At 65.4% G+C, this 13017-nt stretch carries 12 protein-coding genes; 7 read left to right on the forward strand and 5 right to left on the reverse strand.

Annotated elements, in window-relative coordinates; translation table 11 throughout:
• Positions 1-72 precede the first annotated feature (72 nt).
• Entirely contained in the window at positions 73-2895 is a 2823-nt protein-coding gene (gene glnE / locus ACREP4_RS08335) for a bifunctional [glutamate--ammonia ligase]-adenylyl-L-tyrosine phosphorylase/[glutamate--ammonia-ligase] adenylyltransferase (RefSeq protein WP_431595706.1), read from the forward strand.
• A 39-nt stretch (positions 2896-2934) separates the two neighbouring features.
• Here the strand turns inward: glnE and ACREP4_RS08340 are convergent, their stop codons facing one another.
• The 4 genes from ACREP4_RS08340 to ACREP4_RS08355 form a co-directional block, all read right to left on the reverse strand.
• Positions 2935-3486, reverse strand: a complete 552-nt coding sequence (locus ACREP4_RS08340) for a queuosine precursor transporter (protein ID WP_431595707.1) — start codon at positions 3484-3486, stop codon at positions 2935-2937.
• Between the two features lie 462 nt (positions 3487-3948).
• Positions 3949-4485 (reverse strand): hypothetical protein, encoded by a 537-nt coding sequence (locus tag ACREP4_RS08345; protein WP_431595708.1) that lies wholly within the window; start codon positions 4483-4485, stop codon positions 3949-3951.
• A 13-nt stretch (positions 4486-4498) separates the two neighbouring features.
• Positions 4499-5362 (reverse strand): DUF2145 domain-containing protein, encoded by an 864-nt coding sequence (locus ACREP4_RS08350; protein WP_431595709.1) that lies wholly within the window; start codon positions 5360-5362, stop codon positions 4499-4501.
• Between the two features lie 152 nt (positions 5363-5514).
• Entirely contained in the window at positions 5515-6486 is a 972-nt protein-coding gene (locus ACREP4_RS08355; RefSeq protein ID WP_431595710.1) for a mitochondrial fission ELM1 family protein, read from the reverse strand.
• Positions 6487-6620: 134 nt separating this feature from the next.
• On the opposite strand from ACREP4_RS08355, the gene ACREP4_RS08360 reads away from it, so the two are divergent.
• The 5 genes from ACREP4_RS08360 (at position 6621) to ACREP4_RS08380 (ending at position 9906) form a co-directional block, all read left to right on the forward strand.
• Positions 6621-7211 carry a malonic semialdehyde reductase gene (locus ACREP4_RS08360; protein WP_431595711.1) on the forward strand — a complete coding sequence of 197 codons (591 nt, stop codon included), beginning with the start codon at positions 6621-6623 and terminating at the stop codon, positions 7209-7211.
• Positions 7212-7301: 90 nt separating this feature from the next.
• Positions 7302-8009, forward strand: coding sequence for a YceI family protein (locus tag ACREP4_RS08365; protein ID WP_431595712.1), 708 nt, complete (start codon positions 7302-7304; stop codon positions 8007-8009).
• A gap of 149 nt (positions 8010-8158) precedes the next feature.
• Positions 8159-8974, forward strand: coding sequence for an NADPH-dependent 7-cyano-7-deazaguanine reductase QueF (gene queF / locus ACREP4_RS08370; RefSeq protein WP_431595713.1), 816 nt, complete (start codon positions 8159-8161; stop codon positions 8972-8974).
• Positions 8975-9078: 104 nt separating this feature from the next.
• A complete protein-coding gene (locus ACREP4_RS08375) occupies positions 9079-9378 on the forward strand; it encodes a LysM peptidoglycan-binding domain-containing protein (RefSeq protein WP_431595714.1) in 300 nt (99 codons plus the stop codon).
• 51 nt (positions 9379-9429) lie between these two features.
• A complete protein-coding gene (locus ACREP4_RS08380) occupies positions 9430-9906 on the forward strand; it encodes a hypothetical protein (protein WP_431595715.1) in 477 nt (158 codons plus the stop codon).
• Between the two features lie 69 nt (positions 9907-9975).
• On the opposite strand, the gene ACREP4_RS08385 is transcribed toward ACREP4_RS08380, so the two are convergent.
• Positions 9976-10686, reverse strand: coding sequence for a hypothetical protein (locus ACREP4_RS08385; RefSeq protein WP_431595716.1), 711 nt, complete (start codon positions 10684-10686; stop codon positions 9976-9978).
• On the opposite strand from ACREP4_RS08385, the gene ACREP4_RS08390 reads away from it, so the two are divergent.
• Complete coding sequence (locus ACREP4_RS08390) at positions 10664-12895, forward strand: NADP-dependent isocitrate dehydrogenase (RefSeq protein ID WP_431595717.1); 2232 nt, start codon at positions 10664-10666, stop codon at positions 12893-12895. The genes ACREP4_RS08385 and ACREP4_RS08390 overlap by 23 nt on opposite strands.
• Positions 12896-13017: the final 122 nt, after the last annotated feature.

Consider the following 13017-nt stretch of genomic DNA (forward strand, 5'->3'; position numbering starts at 1 on the left):
CAGCGGGCTTTTTTATTGCCCACATTCTGCACAGGGCGACCGCAGCCCCGGCCAGATGCCAGAATCGGCGGCATGAATCTGCCCGCCCCCGCATTGCCTGAATACGTCGTGCCGGTCGTTGACCGCGCCATCGCCCGCCTCACGCTCGCCGTGCCGGACCCGGCGCAGTGGCCGCAATCCCCGGAATTCGAGGCCACCCTGCGGCAGCTGGCGGTGACCAGTGATTTCGCCATCGACACCTTGTGCCGGCAGCCCGAGCTGCTGGCCTTGCTGGCCCAGCCCGATCCCGCGTCGCTGCCCAAGCCCGAACTGGACCCGCTGCAGCCCAGCGCCTGGCCGACCCAGCTGCGCCGTTACCGCGCGGCCGCGTCCACCCGGCTGATCTGGCGTGACCTGACCGGCGCCGATGACGTGGACGCCACCCTGGCCGGCGCCACGGTGCTGGCCGAGGACTGCCTGCAACTGGCGCTGGCCGCGCTGGAGCAGGAGTTCGCCGGTCGCCACGGCGTGATCCGTGACGATGAAGGCAATGTGCAGCGGCTGGTGGTGTTCGGCCTGGGCAAGCTGGGCGGCGGCGAGCTGAACTTCTCCTCCGACATCGATCTGGTCTACGCCTACCCGCACAACGGCGATTCGGATGGCGCTCGCCCGCTGGCGGCCGAGGAGTATTTCGCGCGCCTGGGCCAGCGGCTGGCACGGTTGCTGGACGAAACCACCGCCGAAGGCTTCTGTCACCGCGTCGATCTGCGCCTGCGCCCGTTCGGCACGGCCGGGCGGGTGGCGCTGTCCTTTGCTGGCATGGACCAGTATTTCCAGCGCGAAGGTCGCGACTGGGAACGCTATGCGTGGATCAAGGCGCGCGCGGTGGCTGGCGACATCGCCGCCGGAGAGGCGTGGTTGGAAACGCTGCGGCCGTTTGTCTATCGCCGCTATCTGGATTTCACCGCGCTCGATGGCCTGCGCGAAATGAAGGCCGCGATCACCGCCGAGGTCGCCCGCAAGGACCGGCTGGATGACATCAAGCGCGGCCCCGGCGGTATTCGTGAAATCGAATTTCTCGCACAGGCATTGCAGCTTATCCGTGGCGGGCGCGAAGCCGCGTTGCGCGAACGCCGCTTGCTGCCGGCGCTGCATGCGCTGGTCGAAGCCGGGCAGATGGCGCCTGCCGATGGTGACGACCTGACCACCGCATACCGCTTCCTGCGGCGCGTGGAAAACCGCCTGCAGATGCTGCGTGACGCGCAGACGCATTGCCTGCCGACCGATCCGCTGGACCGCGCGCGCATTGCCCTCGGCTTGGGTTACGCCGATTGGGAGGCGCTGCTGCAGGCGCTGGATCAACAGCGCGAGCGTGTGAGCACCGAGTTCGGCGCGCTGCTGGCACCGCGACAAGGCCAGGTCGCGCCTGATGCGCTGTCCAGCTACTGGCGCGTGCTGCCCGGTGGCGGCAATGCCGAGGTGCTGGCCGAAGCCGGTTTCGCCGATGCCAATAGCGCCGACCAATCGCTGCGCGAGTTTGCGCAATCACTCGGCGTGAAGTCGTTGTCGGACAACGCCCGCGCGCGACTGGATCGCGTATTGCCGGCGCTGCTGCTGGCAGCGACGCGCTCACCGCAACCCGACGCCGCATTGCGCCGCGTGCTCGGCCTGCTGCAGTCCATCCTGCGCCGCACCAGCTATCTGGCGCTGCTCGACGAACAACCCAGCGCGCTCACCCGACTGGTCAACGTGCTGGCCCGCAGCGCGTTGTTGTCTGAGCGTCTGGTCGCCTTCCCGTTGCTGCTGGACGAATTGCTGGACACACGCGTGGCCGGGCCGATGCCCGAAGCGCAGGAGATGCACGACGCCTGCGCCACCGCGCTGAGCATCGACGACCCGGAAGTCGCCCTGCGCGCGCTCAACGAAGTGCGCCTGGCCTTGAGCTTCCGCATGGCGCTGGCGTTCCACGATGGCCGGCAACGCGCGGTGGATTGCACCCAGCAACTGGCCCAGCTCGCCGACGCGGTGGTGGTGACGGTGCTGGAAATGGCGCGCGCTGACATGGCGCGCGCGCACGGCGAAGTCCCCGGTGGACGTTTCGCGATCATTGGCTACGGCAGCCTCGGCGGCTTGGAGTTGGGTTTCGGCTCGGATCTGGATCTGGTGTTCCTGTACGCGCATCCGCCCGAAGCCGACGCCAGCGACGGGCCGCGTCCGTTGGAAAGCGGTCGCTGGTTCGCGCGGCTGGCGCAGAAGGTGATGGCGCTGTTGGCGGCGGTCACCGCGGCGGGTCGTCTGTACGACATTGATGTGCGCCTGCGCCCGGATGGCGGCAAGGGTGCGCTGGTGTCGTCGCTGGCCAGCTACACCGAATACCAGCGCGAGCGCGCCTGGACCTGGGAACACCAGGCCTTGGTGCGCGCGCGCGGCGTGGCCGGTGAGCCATCGCTGCTGGCCGACTTCGAGCAGGTACGCGCGGCGACGCTTGGCCGCGAGCGCGATCACGACACCTTGTTCGGCGACGTGCTGAAGATGCGGGCACGCATGCGCGCCGAATTGGATCGCAGCGATGCGGCGCGGCTGGATCTCAAGCAGGGGGCCGGTGGTCTGGTCGATCTGGAATTCGTGCTGCAGACCGGCGTGCTGGCCGGTGCTGCGGACAATCCGGCCCTGACCGAACCGCGCGAAACCCCGTTCCTGATCGCCGCATTGGCCGCATCCGGCTGGCTGACCGGCGACACCGCCGTGGCCCTGCACGAGGCGCACGCCACGCTGCTGGATGTTGGGTTGTCCTGCACGCTGGATCGGCGCGCGCGCATGGCCGTACCCACGCCGGAGATCGAAGCGGCGTGTGCGGCAATCACCGCTGCGGCCATCGCCAAAGGCCTGCCGTTCGAGCCGGGCAAGCAGGCGTAGTTGATCGTTGCGAATCAGCGCCGGAGCCGGCGCTGAGGGTCAGCGCGCTGGCGCCATCTTCCACAGCAAGGCGCGGAACGGCGCCAGCAGGCAGACGCCGATGGCCAGCTTCACCGCCAGATCGCCCAGCGCCCAGCTGATCCACGGCAGCGAGGAACCGGCGAAGGCGATGGACCAGAAGATCGCCGTGTCCAGCGAAGCGCTGCAGGTGGTGGCCACCATCGGCGCACGCCACCAGTTGCCGGCGCGCAGCCGGTCGAACACGGTGATGTCCAGCAACTGCGCGACGATGAACGCCGAGCACGACGCCACCGCGATACGCGGCGTGGCAATCCAGACCGACAGCACCACCGCCACGGCAAAACCGGCCCACGCCACACGCCGCGCGGCCTGCGGCCCAAAGCGGCGGTTGATCAGGTTGCTGACCAGAAACGCGATGGGATAACTGAAGGCGCCCCAGGTCAGCCAATCATTGATCGGGTACTGCACCAGCACGTTCGAGCCCAGCACGACGACACCCATCGCCAACACGGCGATCAGCAGCGAAGTGGGGGTGAGCGGTGCGAAACGAGTGGGCGGATGCGAGGACATAAACGGCACAGGCAGCACCGCAGGGCGCTGTAGAGAAGAGTGGGAAGGGCGACCAGGCGGAAAGCGGCAGGTACGCAGGGCGGCATTGTAACCGCCGAGGCCAGTCAGGCATGTCAATGCGGGGGAACAGCGTGTCCTGTCAGGTGCTTGATGAAGCCCCTCTCCCGCCTGCGGGAGAGGGGTTGGGGTGAGGGCAGCTCTAGAGCTTGTCGCTTCCAAAAGCCCCCTCATCCGCCCTGCGGGCACCTGTATTCGGCACATCCATGTGCCTCACCCTTCGGGCGGCTTCGCCGTACAACTCGGCAATCCTGCCGAGTTGTCGTCCCGCCCACAGGGGGAAGGGAACAATCCAGCATCTCCGCAATCTCAAAGCCCCTCTCCCTTCACGGGAGAGGGGTTGGGGAGAGGGGGCTGCTGGCATCCGTCTCCGCCTAGGTTGAGCCGATTTTCTGCTTCAGCAACTCACAACGTCGAGGTACGGCTCTCGTCAATCGCTTCAATCGTCGGCACGAACGTCAGCACCGCACCATCTTCAGCGCGCAGCATCCAGCCGGCGCCCTGCGGGCTTGGCGTGAAGGCCACGGTCTGACCGACGACGAAATTCTGCGCCGGATTGTCCTCGCGCTGCGGCCACTGCAGCTGGGCGGTGTTTTCGGCGTTGGTGGGATCTTCCAGCGCCACCGTGCGGCCACCCTCGGCAGTACTGCCGACCGACTTCACTTTCATGTCGGGCAGCGGGCCGGCGCTGATCCGGCGCGGCTTGTCATCCTTGCGCTCGGTCGATGCCTTGGAGGCATCGGTCGCCTTGCTCACGCCTGCCGCCGACAGAAACACCGGGCCGGACACCACCATCGCGACGCTTGCGCTGGTGACCAGTACCGAGATTTCCGAGCCATTGAGGTTGGGCTCGCCTGCGTGTGCGTCGCGCGGCATCAGTGACAAACCCATGCACGCGGTGACTGCCAATGCCAACGCGCCGTGATGGAGGAAGTGCTTCATGGTCTGACTCCTTTCATTGAACAAGAGGTTGCACGCCAGTAGCGATGACCGCAGGCACCGGCGTTTGATGGGGAATGGACAGCTCGCGCTCCAGCGCGCCACTGCGGTGCAGGAAATCAAAGGTCGATTCCACCGTCACCACCGAGTAATTGCCGGAAATGCGCTCGCTGGCCGGGTGGTCGGTGACGGCGACGTTGTCGGCGAAGAACCGCGCGCCCAGCCGCTTGCCGATACCGATGTGCATGCGCGTGGGCAGGTAGCCCTTGCGGCTGAGCCAGGCCAAGGCGTCGTCGCGGTTGCCCAGCGTGGTGCCGTCTTCGGCCTGTGCCATCGCGGCGGCGGTGACTTCCAGAATCCATTGATTGGAGTTCTGGTAGTGGCTGCTGCCGGGATAGGCCAGCATGCTGTAACGCGGCTGATGCAGCGCCCGCGCCTGGGTGGCCGCGCCGGTCAGCAACGGTTTGAGTGCGGCCCGCACTGCCGGGGTGGGAATGCCGACGCGCAGGTCGGTGGTGATCGAGCTTTCGCCGACCAGGTTCACCAAGCCCTCGCGATACAGGTCCGAGGCATCGGTCTTGCAGCGGTTGAGCAGGTGCACCACGTCCCAGCCGCCGTCGTCGTTGCGGACCAGAAAGGCCAGATGACTGTGGCGCAGGCCGTACTTGCTCAAGTCCTGGCCACCGCGCGCGGCGATAGCCACGTCCACGTCGGGCAGGGCATCGAGCGTGTCGGCGGTGACGGCAGCCATGTCGAACATTGCCGCGACGGTGGTCGGCGGCGGATAGCGCGGCGCGCACACCGGTTGTGCAAAGGCGGAGGCGGTCAGCGCGGTCAAGCCGAGGCCGGCAATTAAAGAGAGGGTCGTGCGGTGCTTCATCGGCGCGCATCCTTGCATGGGAACTGGGAAAGATTCGTTAGGTCACGACTGTCGTGGGAGCGGCCTTGGCCGCGAAGCCTGGAGTGCCCGCATCTTGCGTGTGCAGACGGCCTGATCCGGAGGCAGCGCCGGTTTCGCGGCCGAGGCCGCTCCTACAGACCCAGCCGTCGTTTCACCTCGCCGGCGATGCGCTCGGTCTCGCGCAGCGGCTCAATGGTCTGCGGCGACCCGGCATCCAAGGCGTCCAAGCCATCCAGCAGCCGGCCGTGCTCCCGCAGCGATGTCTGGAAGCGCGCCATCCGTGCCTTCGCGCGCTGGCCCAGCAGCACGCCGACCGGCACCCGCGTGGCGCAGGCTTCGGACAGCAGGTTCACCGAGTCGGGGGTGCAGATGATGCGATCGGCCCAGCCCAGCAACCCGGCATAGGGATTGGAGCCATCGCCGCCGTCACTCCAGATCACCCCGGGTACATCGTCGAACGCGCGCAGCAGTGCGTTGGTGACAGGACGCGGCGTGCGGCGCGAGGTCGTGGCCAGCACGCTGCCGCCATCGGCGCGGATGCGCGCGGCCAGTTGTTGCAGCAGCGCCTGCATCTCCGGTTCCTGCCACGGCGCATGTTCGGTGGGGCCGCCGACCAGCAGGGCGGTGCGTGGCCCCGGCAGCTGCTCGAAACTGGAAAACGCGGCGCGGCCCCAGGCCAGCCAATCGTCGCTGACCGGATTGAGGCTGCCCAGCAAGGTGAGGACGTTGTCGCCGCGCAGAGGGTCGTGGTCCGGCACCACCAGCACATCCCAGTGGCGCGCGCTGATGCGCGGGTCAAGGATCTGCACCGTGCGGGTGCCGCGCTGGCCCAGCACCCGCAAGGCGCCGGCGGCTTGGCGACCGCAGCCGATGGCCAACCCCGGCGGGGCGGTGGCCAACTGCGCGAAGGCCGGGCCAAAGCCCTGCAGCGCACCCGGGAGCAAACGCGGCGTAAGCCAGCGCCACGGCGCGCGCGGCAGCAGTTGTAGACGCTGTTGGCCGCCCAGGCGCAGTGCAGCGGCCAGCGCCACGGCCTGCCGCACATTACCGGCGCGGCCGTCAGTGATCGTCCAGGGAAGCGTCGATCGTTTCGCGTATGGCATTAATTCGTTTCAAAAAGGCTGGGTGTTGCAACAGTCGCTGGCGCCTACACTGCGCTCTGCAGATTGGCCGAGGCCATTGTCCGGGGCTTCCCGAGGGAATGCCACGACCGTAGCCCACTCACCACGGAGTTTCCATGTCCGACATCTTTACCGATGCCGCGCTTGACCAGCTGTTCCGCACCGCCCGTACCCAGAATTCGTTCCAGGACCGTCCGGTTGAAGACAGCCAGTTGCGCGCCTTGTACGACCTGCTGAAGTGGGGCCCGACCTCGGCCAACGCCAGCCCGGCGCGCTTTGTGTTCGTCAAGTCCGCCGACGCCAAGCAGAAGCTGGCGCCTGCCTTGTCCGAGGGCAACCTGGCCAAGACCTTGGCCGCGCCGGTCACGGTGATCATTGGTTTTGATCAGGATTTCCACGAGAAGCTGCCGTATCTGTTCCCGCACACCGACGCCAAGTCGTGGTTCGACGGTCCGCGCGAAGGCCGCCACGAAGCCGCATTCCGCAACGGCACGCTGCAAGGTGCCTACCTGATTCTGGCCGCGCGCACGCTGGGCCTGGATGCCGGCCCGATGTCAGGGTTCGACGCGGCCAAGGTGGATGAAGCGTTCTTTGCCGGCACGGCCATCAAAGCCAATTTCCTCGTCAATCTGGGCTATGGCGACCCTGCCGGTGTTTTCCCGCGTCTGCCGCGTCTGTCGTTCGACGAAGCCGCGCGCATCGCGTAACTGTTCCAGCGGCGGCGTTCGTCACATTGGCCGAAGCCTGCCTTGCCGACACTAATCCCGTTTCCATTCCCAATCTTTCAGGAGAAATCCATGTCCACTCTGTCCAAGCTGCTGCTCCCGCTGGCGCTGGCCGCCGCCATCACCGCCTGCTCCAAGCCGGCTGACCAGGCTGCCGCGCCGGTCGCCGCCCCGGCGGAAACCGCTGCCCCGGCCGACGCCGCTGCTGCTCCGGCCGCAACGGAAGCCGCTGCCATCGCCGTTGCCGCCGGCACCTACACCCTCGACCCGACCCACACCGACGTGCTGGTGCAGTGGAACCACCTGGGCTTCTCCAACCCGACCGCCCACTTCGGCAATGTTGACGGCACCTTGGTGTACGACGCCGCCGACGTAACCAAGTCGACCGTGGAAGTAACCCTGCCGCTGTCGGGCCTGAACAGCTTCACCGCCAAGTTCGACGAGCACCTGCGCGCTGCCGATTTCTTCGACGCCGCCAAGTTCCCGACCGCTACCTTCAAGAGCACCAAGGTGGAAGCCGCCGGCACCAACAAGCTGACCGTTACCGGCGACCTGACCGTCAAGGGCGTCACCAAGCCAGTGGTGCTGGACGTGACCGTCAACGGTGCCGGCGAGCACCCGATGATGAAGGTGCCGTCGGTCGGCTTTGACGCCACCACCAGCTTCAAGCGCAGCGAGTTCGGCCTGGGCGCCTACGCCCCGAACGTCAGCGATGACGTCAAGGTCCGCATCACCACCGAAGCCATCATTCCGAAGGCTGAGGAAGCCAAGGCCGAGTAATCGCGCCTTGCCGGCCCAGTGCCGGCAGCCGTTGCAATAAACAAAGGCCCGCCGGCAATGGCGGGCCTTTGCGTTGGCGGCGCGGGGAAGGGGAATTTGCGTCATTTCATAAATCCGGCGGTCAACAATGCCCACTTACAATGGCGCCGATGAACACCCCACAAGACTCCAGTCTCGGCCGCGAGGTCGACTACCCCCAGCAGTACGACGCTGGCCTGCTGTTCCCGATTCCGCGTGCCGGCGCGCGCGCTGAGATCGGCTTGGCCGGCGCTGCGCTGCCGTTCGATGGTGAAGACCGCTGGCATGCCTACGAAGTGGGTTGGCTGGACGCGCGCGGCAAGCCCTGCGTGGAAACCGCCACGCTATGGGTGCCGGGCAGCTCGCCGAACCTGATCGAGTCCAAGTCGCTCAAGCTGTACCTGAACTCGCTCAACAGCGCCCGTTTCAACCGTGCCGAAGCCGTGCGCGAGCGCATCGTCACCGATCTGTCGGCCTGTGCGGGTGCCGACGTGCGGGTCGAATTCGGCCTGCCGCGGTTCGCCGAAGCGCCGGGCGAGACCGTGGACCACCTGGACGTGGATATCGACTGCTATGGCCCGCCGTGCGAGGCATTCCTGTCGGCCGATACCGACAATGTGGTCAGTGAAACCCTGACCTCGGCCCTGCTCAAATCCAACTGCCCCGTCACCGGTCAACCCGATTGGGCCAGCGTCAGCATTCGTTATCACGGCCCCCGTATCGACCGTGAAGGTCTGCTGCGCTATCTGGTCAGCTACCGCGACCATGCCGAGTTCCATGAGCAGTGCGTGGAGCGCATCTTCCTGGAAGTCATGCGCCGCTGTACCCCGACATGGCTGGACGTAGAAGCCCGCTATACCCGCCGCGGTGGTTTGGATATCAACCCGCGCCGCTTTACCCCGGGACAGGGCGGCCAGGCAGCGCCAATTCGCGACCTGCGTCAATAAATCGAACGGAAGATGACTCCGCACGCTGGCTTTACGCCAGCGCGATGAATCCTTAACAGGCGGCGTGCAATCGTGGTCGCCAGTCAAGAAGCGGAGTGGCTTGGATGGGTACCGATAAGAAGGCCGATTTTTCCGACGTCAGTTCCACTGTCTCCAGCACCGAGCAGATCGTGCAGAAGGCAGATTTCTCCGATGTCACCGCAACGGTGACCAGTACCGAAGAGATCGTCGGCGAACAGCAGTACACCGTGCAGAAGGACGACAACCTGTCCACCATCGCCAAGCGACTTCTGGGCGATGGCAATGCCTGGAAAAAGATTTACGACGCCAACCGTGACGTCCTCGACAACCCGGACCGGATCAAGCCCGGCCAAGTCCTGAAGATTCCACCGCGCCAGGGCTGATCCCTGCGCGCCGTTGTGTTGTTCATTCCCAAACCAGTTTCGGAGCAATCCATGAAGAAGACTTCGCTCAGCAGTGTCCTGATGATCGCCGTGGTGGGTAGCGTTGCGTTGGTTGGCTGTAAGAAGAAAGAAGCCGAAGTGGTGCCGCCGCCGGCCGCAACCGCGCCTGCACCGACACCGATGGCTGAGGCCGCACCGGCCGCCGTCAGCGTCACTTCGGTCACGGTGGGCAATGCCGTTGGCGCCGACCAGTCGGTAGCCCCGGTCGCAATGCTTGGCACCAAGGACAAGATCATTGTGTCGATCAAGACCAATGGCACCGCCAACAACGTCAATGTCGCGGCAAAACTGACCTATCAGGACGGCCAGGTGGCCGGTGAGCAGAACGCATCACTCAACACCACCGACGCTGGCACCACCAACATCGAATTCAACAAGGCCAGTGGCTGGCCGGCAGGCAAGTACACCGCCGACGTCACGGTCGATGGCAAGTCTGCAGGCATGCCGCAGCAGTTCGAGGTGAAGTGAGGTAGGGCGTTCACCGACGCCTCTCTCCCGTCGGTAAACGCATGGGCGCAGCCACTGGCTGCGCCTTTTTTATTGAGGGATCTGGATCGGGATCACGCGAGAGCGGGCGAGCGGAAGGCAGCGGCCGCGCTGTTGATATCCCTTCCACCGCTTGCGGGGGAAGGTGGCCGAAGCCGGATGGGGGCAGCTTTGACGTTTCCAGATGCGTAACGACAACAGCGCCAAAGCGCCCTCATCCGGTGCTTCGCACCACCTTCTCCCGCAGGCGGGAGAAGGGATGAAGCTGAAAGCATCAAGCCAAAGCCCAAAGCCCAAAGCCCAAAGCCCAAAGCCAAAGCCAAAGCCAAAGCCAAAGCCAAAGCCCAAAGCCCAAAGCCCAAAGCCAAAGCCCAAAGCCCAAAGCCCAAAGCCCAAAGCCAAAGCCTGCGTGGCTGCCTTGCTCCAATCCTGTTTGCTTCCCCGCGCAACCCGATGCTGCATCCCATCTGTTGCAGCTGTGACCACTGCCGCTGCATTTCCGCCGATGCCTGCTGCAGCAAGGCCTGCGCACAGTTGCATTGGAAAACCCAGCTTCGTCCCTACGTTTGCGTATGGTGTGTTTTTGCCCGGCCCGGTTGAAAACGCGACAATGCCAAGGTTTCCCCACGGCGGCGGCCAAGCCGGGGGCAGGTGCCTGCCATTGCAGCGACGCCCGCACCACGGCCGACCACCACGTCCCATGCGCAACGCATCCGTCAGCAAGAGAGTTCCTGCCCCCATGTCGAATACGCCGAAGATCATCTACACGCTCACCGACGAAGCTCCGTTCCTGGCTACCCAGTCGCTGCTGCCGATCATCGATGCCTATACCGCCACTGCCGGTATCACCGTCGAAACCCGCGACATTTCCCTGTCTGGCCGCATCCTGTCGCAGTTCCCGGATTACCTGGAAGACGGGCAGAAGATCAGCGATGACCTGGCTGAACTGGGCGCGCTGGCGACCACGCCGGAAGCCAACATCATCAAGTTGCCGAACGTCTCGGCCTCGGTGCCGCAGCTCAAGGCCGCGATCAAGGAACTGCAGGACCAGGGCTTCATCCTGCCGAACTATCCGGACGCGCCGACTGACGACGTTTCGCGCGACATCAAGGCGCGCTACGACAAGATCAAGGGCAGCGCGGTGAACCCGGTGCTGCGCGAAGGCAACTCCGACCGCCGCGCGCCGCTGTCGGTGAAGAACTACGCCCGCAAGCATCCGCACCGCATGGGCGTGTGGAGCAGCGATTCCAAGTCGCACGTCGCGCACATGGACGGCGGTGATTTCTACGGCAGCGAGCAGTCGGCCACGCTGGCCAACGCGGGCAGCCTGAAGATCGAGCTGGTGCAAAACGACGGCACCACCGTCGTGCTCAAGGAAAAGACCGCAGTGAAGGCCGGCGAAATCGTCGATGCCTCGGTGATGTCGCGCCGCGCGCTGGCCAGCTTCATCGATGCGCAGGTGGCCGATGCCAAGGCGCAGGGCGTGCTGTTCTCGCTGCACCTGAAGGCGACGATGATGAAGGTCTCCGACCCGATCATGTTCGGCGTCGTGGTCGAGGAGTTCTACAAGGACGTGCTGGCCAAGCACGCCGCTGCGCTGAAGGAAGTGGGCTTTGATGCCAACAACGGCATCGGCGATCTGTACGCGCGCCTGCCGCAGCTGCCCGAAGCCACCCAGGAAGCCATCAAGGCCGATATCGCCGCCGAGTACGCCAAGCGTCCGGCCGTGGCGATGGTCAATTCGGACAAGGGCATCACCAACCTACACGTGCCGAGCGACGTGATCGTCGACGCCTCGATGCCGGCGATGATCCGCGACTCCGGCAAGATGTGGAACGCCGAAGGCAAGCTGCAGGACACCAAGGCCGTGATCCCGGACCGCTGCTACGCCGGCGTGTACCAGGCGGTGATCGAAGACTGCAAGCTGCATGGTGCGTTCAACCCGGCGACGATGGGCTCGGTGCCGAACGTTGGCCTGATGGCGCAGAAGGCCGAGGAATACGGCTCGCACGACAAGACCTTCCAGATCACCGCCGATGGCGTGGTCAAGGTCAGCGACGACGCCGGCAAGGTGGTGTTCGAGCACAAGGTGGAAGCCGGTGACATCTGGCGCATGTGCCAGGTCAAGGACGCGCCGATCCAGGATTGGGTGAAGCTGGCCGTCAGCCGCGCTCGCCTGAGCGGCACCCCGGCGGTGTTCTGGCTGGACGCCGCGCGTGCGCACGACGCGCAGGTGATCGCCAAGGTCCAGACCTACCTCAAGGACCACGACACCAACGGCCTGGACATCCGCATCCTGTCGCCGGTGGAAGCCACCGCTGTGTCGCTGGAGCGCATCCGCCAGGGCCAGGACACCATCTCGGTGACCGGCAACGTGCTGCGTGATTACCTTACCGACCTGTTCCCGATCCTGGAGCTGGGCACCAGCGCCAAGATGCTGTCGATCGTGCCGCTGATGGCCGGCGGTGGTCTGTTCGAGACCGGCGCCGGTGGTTCGGCCCCGAAGCATGTGCAGCAGTTTGTCGAAGAGGATTACCTGCGTTGGGATTCGCTGGGTGAATTCCTGGCGCTGGCCGCATCGCTGGAGCACCTGGGCCAGCGTTACGACAACAAGGGCGCGGCCGTGCTGGCCAATGCGCTGGACGTCGCCAACGGCAAGTTCCTGGACAACGACAAGTCGCCGTCGCGCAAGCTTGGTGGCATCGACAACCGTGGCAGCCACTTCTACCTGGCCATGTACTGGGCGCAAGCATTGGCCGAGCAGAACGACGATGCCGCGTTGAAGGCGAAGTTCGCGCCGTTGGCCGAAGCACTGACCAGCAACGAGCAGAAGATCGTTGACGAGCTGGCCGCAGTGCAGGGCAAGGCCGTGGATATCGGCGGTTACTACCGTCCGGACGTGGCCAAGGCCAGCAAGGCCATGCGTCCGAGCGCCACGCTCAATGCCGCGGTTGCCAGCCTGAAGGGCTGATCACACCTACCTGCCACGGCAGGAATGCAGCACTGACGAAACCTGCGCCTTCACCGGCGCAGGTTTTTTTATGGCGGAACGAAACGGATTTCCATCGCCGGTTCGCCGTGCCTGCCAAACAT

Origin of the sequence: Stenotrophomonas sp., assembly GCF_050737575.1 — a bacterium.
In the GTDB taxonomy this organism is placed as follows: domain Bacteria; phylum Pseudomonadota; class Gammaproteobacteria; order Xanthomonadales; family Xanthomonadaceae; genus Stenotrophomonas.